Below are 19,348 nucleotides of genomic sequence, written 5' to 3' on the forward strand. Positions count from 1 at the left end.
TGAGCTAGCGCGGTCGAGCACGGGACGCCGTCGGTTACGCCGCGTCTTCGGCGTCGTCCGTTTCGTCCGGATCATCGTGATCGGTCACGACCGACCGCTCCGGTGACGTCTCGTCTCTCTCGCCGTCGGCCCTCTCGTCTCCGTCGGACTCCTCGTCGTCCGGATCTTCGTGGTCGGTGATAACCGCCGACTCCGTCCGTTCTGCCGGCGCCGCTGACTCCTCAGCGGGTTCGCCCTCGTCGGCCGGCTCCGGCTCGTCGCCCGTCCGCGTGAGCTCCGGGATGGGACCCGAATCGTCGGGCCCCGAGAGCGCGGCGCCCTGCGACGCGTCGGAGTCGCGCTCGACGCCACCGTTCTGCGGGCCGGTGACCCGACGTCCCGGCCCGAACAGGCGTTCGCGGATCGAGCGGCTGCTCGGGCGCTCGGCGAGGAGCACCGAACAGTCGACGTCGTGGATCACGTCCAAATGCAGCGAGTTCGAGACGAGCCGGGAGAGCAGTCCCTTCTCCGTGGCACCGATGATGACGAGCGTGTTGTTCGCGGCCTCGCGCGCGATGGCGCCTTCGACGTCACCGCCGGTATCGACGATCCGCTTCGCGTCGTCGAGGCCGTGTTCGATCGCCCAGTTCGCGAGGAACCCCTCCCCGGCGGCACGGTCCTTCGGTCCGTCAACGACGTGCAGCAGCGACACCTCCGCGCCGGCGGTCCGGGAGAGCACGCCTGCGACCTCCGCGCCGAGCGCCGAGTCCGGGCCGCCGGCGGTCGGCAGGAGGACCCGCGAGGTGTCGAGGTCGCTTTCGCTCAGGATGAGGAAGTCGCAGGGAAGCTGGTTGGTGAGTTCGTCTATCGGACGCTCCGCGCGCGCGGCGTTCCACAGCTGGTCTTCGCCCCACCCCATCAGCACGGCGTCCGGACGGGTCCGTCGCGCCATGTTGAACACCTCCTCGAACGAGCGGTGCGAGACGACGGTGGACGTCGAGACGTTGATGTCGTACCCCTCTGCCGTCTCGCGGAGCCCCGACATCCCCTCCTCGGAGACGTCGGCGATCCGCCCCGCGCCGGCCGACAGCGACATGCGCTCGGGCGCCTGCACGACGTGGACGATGTGAACGAGTCCCTCCTCGTGGTCGCTGGCGAGTCGGCTCGCGAGTTCGACGATCGGTCCGTCGGCCCGCGGGTTCGTGATCGGCACCATGATCCGATGCCCCTCGCTGGCGAACAGCGTCGCCTCCGTGGCGTCCAGTATCGGGACGTACGAGCGCCCCGCGGCCCGGCCGAGCACCCACTCGGGCACCGTCAGCCGCCGGTTCATTCCCTCGAAGCGCGCCTCTTCGAGCCGTTCCTCGCTGGTCTGGAAGTAGTTCACCAGCGTGACGAGCACCACCCCACCGATCGTGTTTCCGAGCAGGACCGGAAGGACGAAGCCGCCGAGCCCGCCGACGATGGTGATCCCGCCGGTGTAGAGCCCGAGACTCTGCGCGAACAACAGGTACAGCACCTCGGTGAACGAAACCACGACGTGGTAGAGGTCACCGAGCGGTATCGCGAGGAACGCGAGGTAGACGACGACCAACCGGGTGACGGAGTTCGTGGAGGCGAACCCGACCCAGACGACTCCGGCGACGATCAGCCCCGCCATCGCGGCCTTGAAGAAGAGGGGCCAGAAGCCGACGTCCAGTCCGCCGCTAGAGATGTAGATGGCGGACTCGACGGTGTCGCCGCTGAAGACGCCGCCGTACGAGAGCACGACGGCGCCGAACGCCCCGCCGGTGAAGTTCCCGGCGAGGACGATGGTCCAGTGGCGCAACAGCGTCGGCAGGCTGGCGAGCCGTTCGAGCGTCAGCGCGACGGGCGGCAGCGTGTTCTCCGTGTACAGCTGGTACCCGCCGATGATGATGTAGACGAACCCGAGCGGATACAGCATGACGCTCAGTATCGGGTGGCCGTCCGTCGCCGCCGTCAGCGAGGCGTACAGCATGAAGGTGATCGTGATGGCCAGTCCCGCGGCGACGCCGCTGAAGAAGAGCTCGCGTCCCCCGGAGGTCACTTCCTCGTCCGCGGCGGCGACGATTCGCTGGAACACCTCGTCGGAAGAGAAGCGGTCTCGGACCGCCTCACCGACCGCCGGCGCTCCGCTTCGGGAGCGCTCGACGACCTCGCGCATCGAATCGTCGTCGTCGGGGTGTGTCGAATCGGTCACTACCGTAGCCACCGGCGAGACGGTAAAAAGTACTTGCTCTTTTGCCACTCGCCGTGGAACGCCCGGCTGTGGCGTTCTCTCAGAAACCGCCCGGATCGCCACCCGGCGTCGAGAGACGCGTTAGCGATCGAGGGCAGGCCGAGTCAGGCTCGATCGACTGTCACGAGCCGGACCTCCACCGCGACCTCGTCGCCGATCGTCGCCTCGATCCGTCGGTCGAGGGTCTCGGCGATGTCTTCTGCGCCGCCTCCGCCCGGCGGCGCCCCGACCGTGATCACCACGCGTTCGGTGTTGAGGGGCGGCAGGGTCCCGCGGCGCTCGACGTTGAGTTCGATCAGTTCCAGTCCGGCGTCCATCGTTTCCAGTTCGTCGCCAACGGCGGTCCGAATGTCGGACTCGGTCGTCGAGGCAACGTACGAATCGTAGGTCACGCCGCCGAGGAACACCGACAACACCGCGATGGCGGCGACGAGTACCGCGACGCGCTTCACCAGCGCCGAGCGTGCCTCGTCCTCGCGAAACCACCGCTGCGGCCGGTACCCCTCGTACCACAGCATCACCAGCGCCGAGAGGTTGATCGAGAGGACGTTCACCGCAACGATCACGCCCGCGCCGAGTACGAGCCGAGGGATCTGGAAGGCGATCCCGATACCGACGGCGGCGGCGGGCGGGATGAGCGCCACCGCGATCATCACGCCGACGAGCGTCGCGGAGACGCCGGTCATCAGCGAGACGATCCCGGCGACGCCGGCACCGATCGCCACGACGAGTACGAGGACGTTCGGGGCGAGCCGTTCCGACACCTCCGCGAGTTCGAGCGGGTTGAATCCGGGCGGCACGAACGCGAGCGTCCGCAACGCGAACGCGAACAGCGTCGCTGCCGCGACCGCGACGAGGACCCCGATAACTTGCATCCGCGCACCGCGCTGGAACATCTCCTCGTCATCGACGACCGTGCCGATCGCGGCGGACATTGCCGGACCGATCAGGGGGGCGATCACCATTGACCCCACCACCGTCGCCGGCGAGTCGAGCAGGAGGCCCGCGGTTGCGATCACCGCCGATATCACCGTCATCAGTACGTACGTGCCGAGACCGGACGCGAGGTCGTCGGCCTTCGCTTGTAGCTCCTCACGGGAGATTCGATCGCTGCTGCGCTCGCCGTTGCTCTCGTACTCGGCCTCGAGCGCCTCGAAGCGGTGGGAGATGACTGTCTCGGCGGCGACGATGACGGTGTAGGTCCGCTCGTCGATCCCCGCCTCGCGGAGGCGTTCCAAGACGGGTTCGACCGCGGCGGTGGGGAGCGGGAACATCGCAACCGCGGTGTACTTGCGGCCGCTCGTCTCGTCGGTGACGACGTAGTCCACCCCCTCGTCGTCGAGCGCGCGGATCACCGCCGCGCGCTTTCCCGCCGGGATCATGACTTGAACGAGTCGCACGATGGGCAGTTTCACCGCCGACGCTTATAAGGAGCGGTGGGATCCCGGGTCGAGCGGCACCGTCGGTCCGCGAGAAACGGAACTTTAATGCGCGAATCCCTCGGACCTTCGAACAAGAATGCTCTCGCCGCTGGCTATCGACACGTTCCTGCTCGATTACCATCTCGGGCACGTCATACTGCTCGGGTTTATCGTCTCGCTGCTCGGATCCGTGCCGCTGAAGTCCCAGCGCGTGATCGCCGCCGTCTTCGGCGGCTTCGGGCTGATATTCCTCGTCGCGCCGTACACGACGATGCCGAAGACGTACATCCTCATCGGCATCCCGCTCATCCTCATCGGCACGCTGCTGTGGACGATGGCCGACAGCTAATCGGCGCGCGCCCCTCCGACCCGTTCTCCGCCGTCGCCCCCCGCCCCCAGCGACGCACCTCGATCGGCTCCCGTTCGGCCGCCGTTGTTCGATCCCGCTCCTTTTTGCACCCCGGGCTACACTCATCGGCATGGTTACGGTACGGGCACCCGCGACGAGCGCGAACCTCGGTAGCGGGTTCGACGTGTTCGGCGCGGCCCTCACGCGGCCGGCGGACGTCGTCACCGTCGAGAAGGCGGCGGAGACGACGATCGAGGTCACCGGGGTCGGCGCGCAGTACATCCCCGAAGACCCCAAGAAGAACACCGTCGGCGCGGTCGTCGAGGCCCTCAACGCCCCCGCGCGCATCCACATCGATAAGGGCGTCCGCCCGGCTTCCGGGCTCGGCTCGTCGGCCGCCAGCGCCGCGGGCGCCGCCGTCGGACTCAACGAGCTGTACGACCGCGGGCTCTCCCGGTCCGAACTGGTCCCGATCGCCGCCGAGGGGGAGGCCGTCGTCTCCGGCGTCGCCCACTCGGACAACGTCGCGCCCTCGATCCTCGGCGGATTCACCGTGACGACGCAGGACGGCACGCACTCGGTTGACGCGGCGGTCCCCCTCGTCGTCTGTCTCCCCGACATCGCGGTCTCGACCCGCGACGCGCGACGGGTCGTCCCCGAATCCGCATCGATGGAAGACCTCGTCGAGACGGTGGGAAACGCGGCCACCCTCGCGATCGGCATGTGTCGCTCCGACCCCGACCTCGTCGGCGCCGGCATGTCCGACCCCGTCGTCACGCCCGAGCGCGCGAGACTGATCAACGGATACGACGACGTGCGCGCCGCCGCTTTCGAGGCCGGCGCCGCAGGCGTCACGGTCAGCGGTGCCGGCCCAGCAATCCTCGCCGTCTGTCGCGAGGGGCACCGGCGTGGGGTTGCCGCCGCGATGCTCGACGCCTTCGCTGACGCCGGGATCGACGCCCGTGCCTACCAGAGTCGGATCGGGCAAGGGTCGACGATACTGGAGGAGTGACGGCGAGACACGTTCTCGATGGGTAGCGGAGTACGGCGTCGCAGTTTCGACCCCCAACCGTCTCGCAACCTCGACCCACAGGCGGTCCGCTGCCTCAAGTGCCGTACAGAAGAAAAACGCACACCAGAGCAGCCGAGACGGTCTATTTCTCTATCAAGATTTCTCTATCGAGACGCCGCCGTCGGCCCACACGGTCACGTCGTACCCTTCGTGGGTGAATTCGACTTTTCCGCCGGTCCGATTCGGGCCGTTAGACAGATTCCGGAAGATCTGATCCAGTGCGTCGGGATCGATTGTATTGAACAGCGGGTCGATACTTTCCTCATCTACCCCCTCTGCTTCGGAGATACCCTGAATAACACTCTCTGAAGGAGAGTCTGCGTCCATACCTCTCAGTTCGAGTAATCCTGTAAGAGGTTGTTGATCCGCCGCTGCACACCGGCTGCCGGTCGCGTGACGGTGACCGAAACCGAGAGGGCCGTTGCGTGCGACTAAACCGTTCGCACGTCCCCGGCACTCGTCGCGGGATCGACTCTCACTCACGTCTCGGTCCGACCGGCGGCAACGGCGTGGTCTTCGCTCCGCTCAGCGTAACCGCTCGTCGCGGAACGCGCGGATCACGTCCTGGCGGGCGATGATCCCGACGATGCGTCCGTCGTCGTCGACGACGGGAACCCGGTTGATGTCGGGGCCCTCGCCGGCGAGCAGGTCGAGCACCGCGTCGACGTCGGCGTCAGGGGTTACCGTCACCACGTCAGTGCTCATCACGTCGGAGACGGGTCGGTCGGCGTTCCGAACCATGTCGACGCCAAGATCAAGGTCGGCCCACGGCGCCTTCACCTGATACGTGAGCGTGTCGACGAACGGCGGGAGCCCGATCGGAATCCACAGCGTCTCGTCGTCGGGCTCGAACAGATCGACGAGGTCCGACTCGGTGACGACGCCGACCACGCGGTCCTCGTCGTCGACGACGGGGAAGCCGCTGAACGAATAGCGAGCGAATTTCCTGAACGCGTCGGCGACGTCCTCGTCGTGGGCGAGCGTCTTCACGTCCGTCTCCATCAGGTCACGCGCGTGCATATCTTCGCCGTCGTGTCCGGGCGTGGTAGTCGTTTCGACCAGCGCGATGAGCGCGCAGTGGCTCGTCACGTGTGGAGAGCAGGTAAAAGTGGCCGGGGTGGGCTCCGAACCCACGATCTCCGCATGTCCCAGGTCCGAGGCTCGGCGGAGCCACGGGAAGGACGCGGACGCTTCCAAGGCGTCACCGCACCGAATCTCCGAACCCTATGAGTGCGGCGCTATGTCCAGCTAAGCCACCCGGCCTCACTGTTTCGTACCGCGATGAGACCCTTTAAGCTTCCCATCCATCGGAGGAATGTGAGGTGGTGACAGAGCCGGCGGGAGGGAGCCGGCGGCGACCGAGTCCCGCGTTGTCTGATCTGAGAACCGGACCCCGCGGATTTATGCGGGGCGGGGAAAATTCCGGGGTATGAGCCTTCCCGACCTGCTTGTGGAGACCGTCGGCGACGAGAGCGTCGTCGCCGAGGTCTCATTGGGGGGAGACGACCGGCTCGCGGTGACGCCGACGCGAACGCTCGTCTATCGCGGCGACGGGCTGCTGTCGGACGAGTCGGTCGCGGAGTACTCCCACGACGTCGAGCGTATCGCGGTCTCGACGGGCCGCCGCAAGGCGAAACTCACCCTCGGCTACGGCCTCGGCGGCGACGAGACCCTCTCGCTGCCGGCGAAGCGCGCGGACGAGGTCCTCCACCCAATCCTCGCCGGCGTCCTCTCCGCGACGGGCGTCACCGACCCCGGCGAGACGGTCCTCCGCACCTTCCGCTTCTCGGAACTCACCCTCGTCGTGACCAGCGAGCGACTCGTCAAACACGTCGGCTCCGCCGTCTGGGACGAGGAGTTCGAGGAGTTCCCGTACGCCGACCTCACCGACCTCGACTTCGAGGAGGGGACGGTCGCGACCTCCGTCGTGCTCGCTCACGGCGGCCGCTCCGAGCGACTCAAGGCCCCGAACGAGTCCGCACGCGACCTCCGCGAGACCCTCGTCGACGCCGTCTGCGACTACCACGACGTCGGGAGCTTGGAGGAGTTCCGCGTGACGGTCGCCGACGACGAGGCCGAATCTGACGCCGACGCCGACAGCACCACCGATTTCGGCGAAGGCCCCGACCCGCTGTCAGCCTCGCCGGTCGCCGACGCGGAGGCCGAGGCGGAAGCGGAACTGAGCGCGGGGGCGACGTCGATACCCGAGGACGAGGGGACGGGAGACAGTGCTACCACGGCCGCGCCCGCCGGCGGGGCAGACCCGGCGGCCGAACCGATAGCTGAGGAGTCGGTCGACGACGCCGACCCGCTCGGTGCCGAGGCCGGCGACGCCCTCGCCGGCCACGCCGTCGACACCGATCCGCTGGCCGAGAGCCCGGCCGCGGAGCCGGCGGTCGACGCAGAACCGTCCGACGAGGCCGACTTCGCGAGCGACGCCGCCGGCGAACCCGCAGGGAGCGAGACCGTGCCGACCGCACCCGGTGAGCCGGCGACGCCGGGGGAGGCGGACACCACCGACGCCAATGCCTTCGACGGCTCGCCGTTCGAGACCGCTGGCGTCGAGGGCGAGGACCTCGCGACCGAGGTGGCGAGGCTGCGCCACACCGTCGAGGAGCAGTCCGAGCGGCTCGATCGGCAGTCGGCGCTCATCGAACAGCTGATCGAGGAGCTTCGGCGCGGACGCTGAGGGGTGCGCGGCCGGCCGAGATTCTCCAAATCGATAGCTGTGAAGATGCATTTTTACGTGCGACGGCGTAGTCGAAGAGCGTGACCGCACAACTCGGCCCTTGGATCGACGCGGCGCTGGGGGGCGTCGTGACGCCGGAAGCGCGCCTCGCCGTGACGGCCGGCATTCTCCTCTTGACGCTCGGAATTGGATGGCTGTTGCTTCCGCGAGCCGTTCGGACGGGCGAGCGCCTCTTCGCGGGGTGGTTAGAGCGCTTCCTCGACGGCCGAGGCGAGTCCTCCGTCGAGACGCTGCGCGAGGCGATTCCCGTCTCGTTCACACTGCGGCTGTTCGTCGGTCTCCTCCAGATCGCGCTGTTCGCACTCGCCGCCGTCGCCGTGCTGACGCTGTGGGGACAGTTTGCGGTCGTCGTCGCGGTTCTCCCGGTCGCGGAAAACGCTGCGACGGTCGCCGGGCGAGCGGTGCTCTCGGGGCTGTTGCTCGGTGGCGCGTACGTCGCGAGCGACGTGCTCGAGGCGTACGTCTCCGCGCTCTCCGACGACAGCGACCGTATCACAGCCCATCAAGAGCAGCTCCTCACCCGTATCATGCAGGTTGGACTACTCGTCGTCGCGGGCATCACCGTCCTCGGTATCTGGGGCGTGAACCTCGGCGGCCTCCTCGTGGGCGCGGGCTTCCTCGGCATCGTGCTCGGGATGGCGGCTCGACAGACCCTCGGCTCGCTCATCGCCGGCTTCGTCCTGATGTTCGCCCGGCCGTTCGAGATCGGCGACTGGGTCGCCATCGGCGACGAGGAGGGGTTCGTCACCGACATCACGATCATGAACACCCACATGCGGAACTTCGACGGCGAGTACGTCGTCGTCCCGAACGACCTCGTCACCAATCAGGCGATCACGAACCGGAGCCGTGATGGTCGGCTCCGCATCCACATGGAGGTCGGCATTGGGTACGACGACGACCCCGACGTCGCGAGCGAAATCGCGGAGGCGGTCCTCGAAGATATCGACACGATCGCCAACAATCCGAAGCCGTACGCCATCCCCTCCGGATTCGGTGACTCCGCCATCCTGCTCGACCTCCGCTTCTGGATCGACCCACCGACGCCGCAGGCTCGGTGGCGCTCGAAGGCGACCGCCGTGGAGCTGATTCAAGACCGCTTCACCGACGCCGGAATCACCATTCCGTACCCGCAGCGGACCGTCTCGTACTCACCCGAATCGACGGAAGAGTCTGTCGAGCGGGTCGAGCAGTTCGACAGCGCTGGGGAGGGCCGCGCGAGCGACCGGCCGGTCTGAGGCTGCGTCGCCTTCGCTCGGCTCCGAACGTCCTCAGACGACGTGTCACCGGCGATCGATAGCCGAGAGGCGCGGGGCGGGCGGCTTCGTCACCGATCCCGCCCAAATCCAGCCGCAAAAGTCGCCTCGTCGACCGACAACACCGTCGGCCGACCGTGCGGACAGGCGTAGGGTCGGTCGCACTCGCCGAGCCGATCCAACAGCGATCGTTGCTCCTCTCGGGTCAGCTCCCCGATATCGCCGCGCTTTAGCGACGGGTGACACGCCAGGTCGGCGAGCGATGCCTCGCGGGCGTCCCGCGGCGACTCACCTCCCGACAGCGACGCCAGCGCGTCGCGGAACGCGTCCGCGTCGGCTGCTCGGCCGAACGGCGCCGGCACGCTCCGGAGCCTGACGGTCCCGCCGCCGAACGGTGCCGTCTCGAAGCCCAGCGCCGCGAGCGCGTCAGCGTGCGCCTCCGCGGCCGCGGCCTCGTCGGTCGACAGCGAGCAGATTACCGGCGGGTCTAGCGCGGCGGTCGGCACTGGCTCATCGTCGAACGCGCGGGAGAGGCGCTCGTAGTTCACGCGCTCGTGGGCGGCGTGGCCGTCGACGACGAGTAGTTCGTCGCCGGCCTCGACGAGGAGGTAGAGGTCGCGGAAGGTCCCGATCGGCTCTGCGTCCGCGAAGGCGGCTGGACGCTCGCCCTCCTCGCCGCCGACAGGAACGAGCGCCGACTCGACCCCTGTGTCGACGTCGGCTTTCCGTCGGAGGTCCGCCCCCGTGAGCGCGTCCGCGACTGCCGACTCGACCACATTCGCGATCCGGTCGGCGTCGCGCAGTCCGACCTCCCGCTTCGCGGGGTGAACGTTCGGATCGACGCGGACGGGCGGGACGCGCAAATCCACGGCCGCCACCGGTTCGCGACCGTCCGGAAGCAGGCGGCCGTACCCCGCCCGGACCGCGGCCGCGAGCCGGTCGTTCCGCACGGGCCGCCCGTTCACCGAGACTCTGACGTGATCGCGCGAAGCGCGTGTCACCGAGGGGTACGCGAGCGCGCCGGCGATGTCGACCGAGGTCGCCACGGATTCGCTCTCTTCTGTCTCGACCCTGACGCTCGCGGCGAGTTCGGTCGACTGGCTCGCTGTCTTGCGGTCGTAGACGCCGAACAGCGCGTCTGTCACGCCGGTGCCGGGCGTCGACAGCGTGGTCGACCCGTCGTGTACCAGCGTGAACGCGACCTGCGGGTTCGCGAGGGCGTAATCGGCGACCAGCGCGGAAACCCGCGCGAACTCCGCGGCCGCCCCCGCGAGCGACTCTCGGCGCGCCGGGCGCGTCGCGAACAATTCCTCGACGACGACCGTGGTTCCGCGGGCTCGGCCGGCGTCTGACGCCTCGATACTCTCGCCGTCGCCCTCGGTCCGGTCACCCGCGGTCGCGGCGTTTCCGTCGACGACCACTCGCGTCCCCGCAGCGCCGCCGTCGTTCGTCGTCAGTTCGAGCCTCGCGGCGTCGGCTATCGCGGCCAGCGCCTCGCCTCGGAATCCGAGCGAGTCGACGCCGACCGGGTCGCCGTCGGGCGCCAGTTTGCTGGTCGCGTGGCGCTCGACCGCGCGACGGGCGTCCGCGCGAGACATCCCGCGACCGTCGTCGACGACGCGTATCCGGTCGGTACCGTCGCCGTCGACCGTCACCTCGACGGCCGAGGCGCCGGCGTCGAGCGCGTTGTCGATCAGTTCGCCGACCACACGCGCCGGTCGAGTGACCACCTCTCCAGCGGCGATCCGATCGACCGTGGCCGGTTCGAGCCGGCGAACCCGAGGCGACTCCGCCGCGCCATCCCGGGCCTCCGCCGGCTGATCGCTCCCGGCGCGCTCCTCACCCGCCATCGTCGAGCCTCGACTGGAGGTCGTGGAGGGCGTTCAGCGCCTCGATCGGCGTCATCCGGGCGAGGTCGATCCCGCGGAGGTGGGCGGCGAGGTCGCTCGCGTCGTCGCCCTCGGTCCGGTCGCCCGCGGTCGAGGCGTTTCCGTCGCCGCTGGTCGACGCCTCACTCTCACCCGCGGTCCGCGTGTCACCGTCGCCCGCGTCGTCGCCCGCACCTTCCTCAGCGAGGAACTCGCGGAGCGAGACGTCGTCCGGCTCCTCGGCGTCTGCCGGCGGGTCGAGGTCCTCGGGCGACGCGTCCGTCTCCTCTGAGTCGCGTGCGTCCGACGAGTGAGCGCCGTCGGTCTCGTCCGCGGCCACCAGCGACCGAGAGCGCTCGACGACGGGTGCGGGAACGCCGGCGAGTTCGGCGACTTCGACGCCGTACGACGAGGAGGAGGCGCCGGGGACCACCCGGTGGAGGAACGTGACGTCGCCGTCCTCGCGGGTTGCGGTGAAGTGGAGGTTGAAGACGCGCTCGCGCTCCTCGGCGAGGTCGGTGAGCCCGTGGTAGTGGGTGGCGAAGAGCGCGGTGGCGCCCAGCTCGTCGTGGACGAACTCGGCGGCCGCGCGGGCGATGGCGCGCCCGTCGGTCGTCGCGGTGCCGCGGCCAACCTCGTCGAGCAGGACGATCGAGTCCGGGCCGGCGTCGTGGAGGATCTCCGTCAGCTCGCTCATCTCGCGCATGAACGTCGACTGCCCGCCCGCGATGTCGTCGGAGGCGCCCACGCGGGTGAACAGCCGGTCGAAGACGGGGATCGAGGCCGCCTGCGCGGGGACGAACGAGCCGGTCTGCGCCAGGACGACCGCCAGTGCGACCGCCCGCATGTACGTCGACTTCCCGCTCATGTTCGGTCCGGTGATGACGGCGACGGACCCCCGCGCGAGGTCGACGTCGTTCGGGACGAACGAGGCCTCGGCGCGCTCGACGACGGGATGGCGCCCGCCCTCGATCTCGACTCCGGCGTCGGGGTCGTCGACGATCGTCGGGCGGACGTAGTCGCCCGCGACGGCCACCGCCGCCAGCGAACAGAGCGCGTCGAGTTCGGCGAGCGCGTCCGCGAGCCCCTGTATTCGCTCCGTTTCGGCCGCGACGCGCTCGCGAACCTCGGCGAACAGTTCGTACTCCATCGCGTTCGCGCGTTCGGCGGCACCGACGATCTCCTCCTCGCGATCCTTGAGTTCGGGCGTGTAGTAGCGCTCGCTGTTCTTCAGCGTCTGCCGACGGTGGTAGTCGTCCGGGACCCGGTCGAGATTGGCGTCGGTCACCTCGATGTAGTAGCCGTGGACCTGGTTGTGCCCGACCGACAGCGAGTCGATCCCGGTGCGATCGCGCTCGCTCGCCTCCAGGTCGGCGACCCACTCACGCCCCTCGCGCTCGGTCGTGCGGAGCGCGTCGAGGTCGTCGTCGAACCCCTCCCGAATCACGCCGCCGTCGGTGATCTCCGGCGGCGGGTTGACGGCGATCGCTTCGTGGATCAGCTCGCGGACCTCGACGAGTTCGTCGAGCCGGTCGCGGAGGTCGCGGAGGTGGTCGGTGCGGGGGCGGTCTGCGTCGGAGTTGGAGTCGGAGGCGCCCTCTCCCTCCGCTCCCGCGAGTGCCGCCTTCAGCTCCGGGACGACAGCGAGCGTCGCGTGCAGCGAGCGCAGGTCGCGGGCGTCGGCCCGCTCCCGAGAGACGCGCCCCACGAGGCGCTCCAAGTCGTAGGCGGCCGTGAGCGCGTCGGCGACTCCCTCGCGGACCAGCGTGCGCTCGGCGAGCTCGCCGACCGCGTCGTGGCGGCTCCGGATCGCGTCGGCGTCGACGAGCGGTCGCCGGAGCCACCGCTCGAGACACCGGCGGCCGAGCGCACAACTTGTCTCGTCGAGCACGTCGAACAGGGTGTCGCTGGCGCCGAGCCCGCGGTTCTCGAACAGCTCCAGGCTGCGCTGGGCGGCGGCGTCGAGGCGCAACCGGTCACGGGGGTCGTACCGTCGGAGCCGCGTGACGTACGAGAGCGGGCCGTCGTCGCCCTGAGTGTACTCGGCGTAGGCGAGGACGGCGCCGGCCGCGCGAAGCTCGGCGTCGCTCTCGAACCGACGGTCAGGCGCCGGGAGGTACGGCTCCAGTCGCTCCGTGGCGGCGCGCCGCCCGAAGGCGTCGGGGTCGTACTCGTGGACCGTCCAGCCGTTCTCGGCATCTGATGGCTCGAAGGTGGGGGCGCCGGGGCCCGCGATCAGCTCCGCCGGGGCGATCCGGTCGAGTTCCCCGGCGACCGCGTCGCGGTCACCCGAGGTGACGAGACACTCGCCCGTGGAGACGTCGACGGCCGCGAGGCCGACCTCGCTCTCGGAGTCGGCGTCGCCCCCGTCGCCCGCGGCCACCGCCGCCACGTAGTTGGTCGTCCCCGCCTCCAGTAGGTCGTCCTCGACGACTGTCCCCGGCGTGATCACTTCGGTGACGGCGCGGTCGACGAGCCCCGACGCCTGTTCGGCGTCCTCGACCTGATCGCCGACGGCGACGCGGTAGCCGGCGTCGAGCAGCGACTCGAGGTAGGGGGCGGCGTTGTCGATCGGAATCCCCGCCATCGGGTAGTCGCCGGTCGAGTCGGAGCGCTCCGTGAGCGTCACCTCGCAGATCCGCGCGACTGCCTCGGCCGCTTCGCAGAACGCCTCGTAGAAGTCGCCGACCTGGAACAGCACGAGCGCGTCCTCGTGGGCGGCACAGAGGTCAGCGTACTGCGAGAGCATCGGGGTGAGCTCCTCGCGGGCGGCGGCGATCCCGGGCGGGAGCCCCGTCGCGACGTCTCGGTCCGCAGTTGGCATACCGCGAACCCGGGCGCCCGCGGGCATAAACGGTACGGAGGCGGCGGACGCGGCGGTCGGTCCCCGGACCGCCGAGACGCTTACAACGATGGGACCCTCACTACGCACGTGACGAATCGGACGATCATCGTCGGCATGGCGGCGACGTTCATCGCACTGACGGCTCTCCTCCTCGTCGCCGGAGTCGTCGTCTCGCCGGTGCTGCTGGCCGTGGCCGTCCCGTTCGGCGTCGTCTCGTACTTCCTCTGGTACCACGCCAGCGGGAAGCTCCGCGACCGCGTCCACCGCGAGGCGGCACGCGCGGGACCGACCCAACGTGAGCGGGCACGGCGGCGCGCCCGCACGGCCGAACACCGCCGCGCTGCGCACCGGACTGCGGGCGCGACCGACGGCGGCTTCGGCGGTGCGACGACCGACGACCGACGCGACCCGCGGGACCGCGCGCCGCCGGCCGACGGGATGTCCGAACCCGAGGCCTACGCGACGCTCGGACTCGACCGAACTGCCAGTCAGGAGACGATCCGCTCGACGTACCGCGAGCGAGCGAAGCGACTCCACCCCGATAGCGCGGACGGCGACGAGGAGGCGTTTAAAAAGCTGAACCAGGCGTACGAGACGCTGAAGAACTGATCGACGGATGTCGGTCGGCCGACGATCGGAGCGACAGACGGGTCAGTGCTCGCCGTCGGCGGACCCGCTGGCGTCGGCATCTCCCTCAACTGCCCTCGTGATTGCGACCGCCGCCTCGGCGAACTCCTCGCGAGTGTTGACGTTCGTGAACGTCCGTGCCGTCGTCCGCGAACGGATGGCCTCGTCGTCGACGATGACTTGATCCAGCCGCTCTAACGGCGCAAGCACTTTCCGTTCGCCAGCGGCGAGCGCGCGGTCGCAGGCAGCGGCCATCGATTTCGCGCGGTACACCGCCTGCGTCGTCTGGAACCAGCGGTCGTCGAGCCGCGGGACGGCTGCGTCGTGACCCGCGGCGTCCTCCCGCAGCGACGCGAGAAAGGCGGGGTCGACGAACGGCATGTCGCAGGCGACGACCGCGACGTACTCCGAGGCGGCGACCCGACAGGCGTTGCGGATCCCGGCCACGGGGCCGAGATCGGGCTCCTCGTCGAGCGCCCACGCGACCGGGAGCGCGAACCCGTCGAGCGTCGCGGCGATCGCTTCCTGCTGGTCGGGGCGGCAACTGATCACGAGGTCGTCGACCGCCGGATCGCCGCCCGCGGCGCGGGCCGCACCCGGCGGAACCGGGTCGCCGGCCCCCGCGAGCCGATCCGCCACCCGTCGGATCATCGGAACGCCGGCCAGGTCCGCGACGGACTTGTCGCGGTCGCCGAAGCGAGTGGAGCGCCCGCCGGCGATGATCGCTCCGGTCGTCATACCTGTCCCTGCGGGGGCCGAGACCTTGCCGGTTGCGGTGACACACGCGGTGTGGAATGAGGGCCGCTGCGATCGGGTTTCGGTGCCGGTCTGGTCGCGCGTCTCGGCGCCGCCTACCACCGAAAAGCGACCCGTTAAGTGGCCGGCGACCCACCGATCGATCATGGCAGAGGCCACGGATCTCGAAGAGCTGAAGCGTGGGACCGACCTGGTCAAGCGCGGCTTCGCGCGGATGCAAAAGGGCGGCGTTATCATGGACGTCGTCAACCGCGAACAGGCCCGCATCGCGGAGGACGCCGGCGCGGTCGCGGTGATGGTGTTGGAACACGTCCCGGCGGACATCCGAAAGCGCGGCGGCGTCGCCCGGATGCCCGACCCCGAGCGCGTTCCCGAGGTCATCGACGAGGTCTCGATCCCCGTCATGGGGAAATCCCGAATCGGTCACCGCAAGGAGTCGGAGATTCTGGAAGCGCTCGGCGTCGACATGATCGACGAGTCGGAGGTGCTCACGCCCGCTGACGACGAGTACCACACCGACAAGCGCGACTTCGCGTCCCCGTTCGTCTGCGGCGCCCGGAACCTCCCCGAAGCGCTCCGGCGCATCCGCGAGGGCGCGGCGATGATCCGGACGAAGGGCGAGGCTGGCACCGGCGACGTCAACCAGGCAGTCAAGCACCAGCGCACCATCAAAACCCAGATCCGGACGCTCACCGGACTCAACTACGAGGAGCGCGAGAAGTGGGCCCGCGAACACGGCGCCCCCCACGACCTGGTCCACGAGACCGCAGAAGCCGGTCGACTCCCGGTCGTCAACTTCGCCGCCGGTGGGATCGCGACGCCCGCGGACGCGGCGCTAATGATGTACCACGGCTGTGACGGCATCTTCGTCGGCTCCGGTATCTTCGGCGCGGAGGACCCCGCGGCGATGGGTACCGCGATCGTCGAGGCCGTCAACAACTGGGACGACCCCGAGGAACTCGCCCGGATCGCGAGCGGGACGGGCAAAGGGATGAAGGGCCAGTCCAACGAGGACATGCCCGAAGAGGAGAAACTGCAGGGCCGCGGCGTCTAACCCGACGCCCGTCGCGCTTTTAGATAGACAGTCGGTCCGGCTGGACCGCGTGCGATACCCGTCTACTCCCCGTTAGCGGTGCGTCCGTCCGTCTGCCCGCCCGAGTCGTTCCTGGCGGTTTCGACCCCGCTGCGCAACCCTTTCTTACGGATCGACCCGCATCAGCCACGCCTCGGGATCGTCGAGTTCGGCCTTCGTCGGAAGGTTTTCCGGGCGCTCCCAGACGACGCCGGCGGCCTCGATGCCCCGCGCGTCGGCGACGTGCCGGAAGAAGGCGGCGCCGCGCTCATACTGCTGGCGTTTCATGCCGAGTCCGAGGAGGCGCTGAGCGAGCCGACGGATCGGTCCACCGCCCCCGCGACGCGCGTCGAGTTTCCGTCGCAGGTCGGCGTACTCGTCGTCGAACGCGCGGTCCATCAGCACCTCCGCGTACCCCTCGATTGCCGTCATCGCCGCTTGCAGTTCGCTGAACGCCTCCGTGTCGAATCCGCTGATCGTCAGTTCGTCCGCGGTTAACCCTTCGACGCCGCGCTCGACGCGAGATTCGAGGTACTCGGGGAGCCACGGCGCCGCACCGAACTCCGCCGCGTGCGTCACCTCGTGGAAGGCGATCCACCGGCGAAAGCGCGGGTAGTCGACGTCGAGCGACGCCGCGACGGCGACGATGTTCGGATGTACGAAGTAGAGCCCGTGGTCGGCGTCCGGCTCGTCGGCCAACAGCAGGGGGTCGTACTGCCCGAGCACGTTCCGCGCGAGGAAACTAAGCGCGAACGCCATCGTTCCGGTGTTGGCGATCCGTGAGACGTCGCGAGAGAACGCGGTGACCGGGCCGGGAGACGTGCCGGGACCTCCCGTGCCGACGTCGAACGGGTCCAGAACTCGGTCGAGGGGGCCGTTGGCGGTCCACTCACCGTCGGTCGTCGGCTCAGCCGGCGCGTCGTTCGCCTCGGTCGCCGCCGCCTCGATCGGCGCCATCACGTTCCGGAAGGTGCCGACGCTCGCGTCGATCCAGTGGTGCCGGTTCTGCACCTCGATCGAATCGGGCACGGTGAACGCGATTCCGGCGACCTCGCTCAACCGCGTGCGGGCCTCGCGAACGTCGGCGGCGTATCCCTCGCGCTCGGCGGGCGTCAGCGCGAGCGATCCGGGATCGGTGCTCGCCTTGGCGGCCGCCGCGGCCCGGTCCCAATCGACGACGCCGGTGCCGGACGCCTCGGAGACCGTGCGCAGGCTTCGGAGGATGTCCATACGCATCGGAGGGGTGCCCGCCTCAAATCGCTTGTGTCGGTTCGGTGACGGCGTGCGCGCCGAATCCTGCCGCCGACCGTGCTCACTCGTCGCCGGCGATCCCCGACGGGATCTCCTCCTCCTCGTCGCCTCGGAGCTTCGCGACCCCGACCGCGACCGCGGCGAGCGCGATCAGCGCAAGCAGGAGTCCGGCGACCGACTTCGCGGAGACGCCGCCGTCGGACCCGACGTCCGTCTCGTCATCGTCCGCCTCCGCGTCTGCGACCGCGGTCAGTTCCGCCCCGTCGGCCGAACCGAAGAGCTCGAAGGGACCGATCTCGATATCGCCGTCGCCGAGGTGAAGTTCCAGGATGGTGATTGAGGATTCTCCCATATCCCGTCGTTCGTACGGCAACGATTTAGTCGTGGCGGCGGCACCGAGGACCACTCCGCTAATCGCCACACCGGCCGCCGCGGACCGGCGGGTTCTTGCCGTCTGCCGCGTCAGTCGTCTCCATGCACGAGCGCGGCCGGATGTTTCTCGATGATCTGCTCGCGACCGCCAGCCCCTCCGGGTTCGAAACCGCGAGCCAGCGGGTCTGGGCCGACTACGTCCGCGAGTTCGCGGACGAAGTCACGGTCGACGCCTACGGCAACGCCGTCGCGGTCCACGAGGGCGACCCGGACGCGCCGACGGTCGCACTGGCGGGCCACGCCGATGAGATCGGGTTCATCGTTCGCGACGTGCTCGACGACGGCTTCCTCCGGATTTCGCGTATCGGCGGCTCCGACCGCACCGTCTCGAAGGGACAGCACGTCACGGTCCACGCGGACGAACCCGTCGGTGGCGTGATCGGCCAGACCGCGATCCACCTTCGAGACCCCGAGAAGGACACGTACGACGAGATCAGCGGGCAGTTCGTCGATATCGGTGCAACCGACGCCGACGAGGCTCACGAGCACGTCGAGGTCGGCGATCCCGTCACCTTCTCGACCGACTTCGAGGAGTTGGTCGGCGACCGGATCGCCGCCCGTGGTGTTGACAATCGGACGGGCACGTGGGCGGCCGCAGAAGGGCTCCGTCGGGCGGCCGTACGCGACGTCGACACGACCGTCTACGCCGTCTCCACCGTCCAAGAGGAGGTCGGCCTCCGGGGCGCGCAGATGGTCGGTGTCGACCTCGACGACGTGGACGCGTTCGTCGCGGTCGACGTCACCCACGCGACCGACAACCCCGACGTCGAGACCGAGCGTCGCGGTCCCGTCGAACTCGGCGCCGGACCGGTGATCGGCCGCGGGAGCGCGAACCACTCCGCGCTCGTCGACCTCGCGCGCGACGCCGCCGCTACCGCCCAGATCGACGTCCAACTTCAGGCGGCGGGCACTCGGACCGGCACAGACGCCGACGCGTTCTACACCGCTCGCGGCGGCGTTCCGTCGCTCAACGTCTCGATCCCGAACCGGTACATGCACACGCCCGTCGAGGTTGTCGACCTCGGTGACCTCGACGCGGTCGCCGATCTACTGGCCGCCGTCGCTGACGGCGCCGCCGACGCGACCCCGTTCACCGTCGACGTCTGACGGGCGTGCCATCTCGCGGTTCTGCGCTCGTTTTCGCCTCCGCTACCGTCGAATTCGAGTCACGCTAAACCGGGGCACGGCGCGGCTGAAACGGAACTGTTTTACAACATCCAGTCATACCCGAAAATGCGTCAAACGGACGTACGCTCTGGTAGTGTAGTCCGGCCAATCATATTGCCCTCTCGAGGCAATGACCGGGGTTCAAATCCCCGCCGGAGCATCCTTTCGTCTTAACACTTCTATCGGTAGTTCTCAAACTCACTACCCCATTCATCTTCGAAGCGTTCCGGAATCCGAATCACGT

At 69.1% G+C, this 19,348-nt stretch carries 16 protein-coding genes and 2 tRNA genes; 8 read left to right on the plus strand and 10 right to left on the minus strand.

Translation table 11 applies throughout. The features are described from left to right. Positions 1 to 34: 34 nt before the first annotated feature. Together ACNS84_RS08970 and ACNS84_RS08975 are read right to left on the minus strand one after the other, a co-directional pair. A complete protein-coding gene (locus tag ACNS84_RS08970) occupies positions 35 to 2,164 on the minus strand; it encodes a formate/nitrite transporter family protein (protein WP_435074722.1) in 2,130 nt (709 codons plus the stop codon). Between the two features lie 179 nt (positions 2,165 to 2,343). Next, on the minus strand, positions 2,344 to 3,621 hold the full coding sequence (locus ACNS84_RS08975) for a TIGR00341 family protein (RefSeq protein WP_435074723.1): 1,278 nt from the start codon (positions 3,619 to 3,621) through the stop codon (positions 2,344 to 2,346). 136 nt (positions 3,622 to 3,757) lie between these two features. On the opposite strand from ACNS84_RS08975, the gene ACNS84_RS08980 reads away from it, so the two are divergent. Then, entirely contained in the window at positions 3,758 to 4,009 is a 252-nt protein-coding gene (locus tag ACNS84_RS08980; RefSeq protein WP_435074503.1) for a DUF8006 family protein, read from the plus strand. Positions 4,010 to 4,139: 130 nt separating this feature from the next. Continuing rightward, positions 4,140 to 5,021, plus strand: coding sequence for a homoserine kinase (locus ACNS84_RS08985; RefSeq protein ID WP_435074504.1), 882 nt, complete (start codon positions 4,140 to 4,142; stop codon positions 5,019 to 5,021). Between the two features lie 153 nt (positions 5,022 to 5,174). On the opposite strand, the gene ACNS84_RS08990 is transcribed toward ACNS84_RS08985, so the two are convergent. The 3 genes from ACNS84_RS08990 to ACNS84_RS09000 form a co-directional block, all read right to left on the minus strand. After that, complete coding sequence (locus ACNS84_RS08990) at positions 5,175 to 5,408, minus strand: HalOD1 output domain-containing protein (protein WP_435074505.1); 234 nt, start codon at positions 5,406 to 5,408, stop codon at positions 5,175 to 5,177. A gap of 198 nt (positions 5,409 to 5,606) precedes the next feature. Beyond that, positions 5,607 to 6,101 (minus strand): CBS domain-containing protein, encoded by a 495-nt coding sequence (locus tag ACNS84_RS08995; protein WP_435074724.1) that lies wholly within the window; start codon positions 6,099 to 6,101, stop codon positions 5,607 to 5,609. An 89-nt stretch (positions 6,102 to 6,190) separates the two neighbouring features. Continuing rightward, a tRNA-Met gene (locus tag ACNS84_RS09000) sits at positions 6,191 to 6,344 on the minus strand. 166 nt (positions 6,345 to 6,510) lie between these two features. On the opposite strand from ACNS84_RS09000, the gene ACNS84_RS09005 reads away from it, so the two are divergent. Continuing rightward, a complete protein-coding gene (locus tag ACNS84_RS09005) occupies positions 6,511 to 7,770 on the plus strand; it encodes a DUF7115 domain-containing protein (RefSeq protein ID WP_435074506.1) in 1,260 nt (419 codons plus the stop codon). Positions 7,771 to 7,850: 80 nt separating this feature from the next. Continuing rightward, positions 7,851 to 9,068 (plus strand): mechanosensitive ion channel family protein, encoded by a 1,218-nt coding sequence (locus ACNS84_RS09010; RefSeq protein ID WP_435074507.1) that lies wholly within the window; start codon positions 7,851 to 7,853, stop codon positions 9,066 to 9,068. An 89-nt stretch (positions 9,069 to 9,157) separates the two neighbouring features. Here the strand turns inward: ACNS84_RS09010 and mutL are convergent, their stop codons facing one another. Together mutL and mutS are read right to left on the minus strand one after the other, a co-directional pair. After that, entirely contained in the window at positions 9,158 to 10,936 is a 1,779-nt protein-coding gene (gene mutL / locus ACNS84_RS09015; protein WP_435074508.1) for a DNA mismatch repair endonuclease MutL, read from the minus strand. Continuing rightward, positions 10,926 to 13,778, minus strand: coding sequence for a DNA mismatch repair protein MutS (mutS, locus tag ACNS84_RS09020; RefSeq protein WP_435074509.1), 2,853 nt, complete (start codon positions 13,776 to 13,778; stop codon positions 10,926 to 10,928). Before mutS ends, mutL begins: the two co-directional genes overlap by 11 nt. Positions 13,779 to 13,886: 108 nt before the next feature. Here mutS and ACNS84_RS09025 point away from each other — a divergent pair, with 108 nt between their 5' ends. Next, the gene (locus tag ACNS84_RS09025; RefSeq protein WP_435074510.1) at positions 13,887 to 14,408 is read left to right on the plus strand and encodes a J domain-containing protein; all 522 of its coding nucleotides are present in this window, start codon (positions 13,887 to 13,889) and stop codon (positions 14,406 to 14,408) included. 42 nt (positions 14,409 to 14,450) lie between these two features. Here ACNS84_RS09025 and ACNS84_RS09030 read toward each other — a convergent pair whose 3' ends face one another. Continuing rightward, entirely contained in the window at positions 14,451 to 15,164 is a 714-nt protein-coding gene (locus tag ACNS84_RS09030; RefSeq protein ID WP_435074511.1) for a molybdenum cofactor guanylyltransferase, read from the minus strand. A 163-nt stretch (positions 15,165 to 15,327) separates the two neighbouring features. Here ACNS84_RS09030 and pdxS point away from each other — a divergent pair, with 163 nt between their 5' ends. Then, on the plus strand, positions 15,328 to 16,236 hold the full coding sequence (gene pdxS / locus ACNS84_RS09035; protein ID WP_435074512.1) for a pyridoxal 5'-phosphate synthase lyase subunit PdxS: 909 nt from the start codon (positions 15,328 to 15,330) through the stop codon (positions 16,234 to 16,236). 144 nt (positions 16,237 to 16,380) lie between these two features. Here the strand turns inward: pdxS and ACNS84_RS09040 are convergent, their stop codons facing one another. Further along, positions 16,381 to 17,484, minus strand: coding sequence for a zinc-dependent metalloprotease (locus ACNS84_RS09040; protein WP_435074513.1), 1,104 nt, complete (start codon positions 17,482 to 17,484; stop codon positions 16,381 to 16,383). An 82-nt stretch (positions 17,485 to 17,566) separates the two neighbouring features. After that, positions 17,567 to 17,857 carry a hypothetical protein gene (locus tag ACNS84_RS09045; protein ID WP_435074514.1) on the minus strand — a complete coding sequence of 97 codons (291 nt, stop codon included), beginning with the start codon at positions 17,855 to 17,857 and terminating at the stop codon, positions 17,567 to 17,569. Between the two features lie 122 nt (positions 17,858 to 17,979). Here ACNS84_RS09045 and ACNS84_RS09050 point away from each other — a divergent pair, with 122 nt between their 5' ends. Together ACNS84_RS09050 and ACNS84_RS09055 are read left to right on the plus strand one after the other, a co-directional pair. Beyond that, complete coding sequence (locus ACNS84_RS09050; RefSeq protein WP_435074515.1) at positions 17,980 to 19,044, plus strand: zinc-binding metallopeptidase family protein; 1,065 nt, start codon at positions 17,980 to 17,982, stop codon at positions 19,042 to 19,044. 145 nt (positions 19,045 to 19,189) lie between these two features. Then, a tRNA-Glu gene (locus ACNS84_RS09055) sits at positions 19,190 to 19,264 on the plus strand. Positions 19,265 to 19,348: the final 84 nt, after the last annotated feature.

Origin of the sequence: Halorubrum wangae, from assembly GCF_051194135.1 — an archaeon.
In the GTDB taxonomy this organism is placed as follows: Archaea; Halobacteriota; Halobacteria; order Halobacteriales; family Haloferacaceae; genus Halorubrum.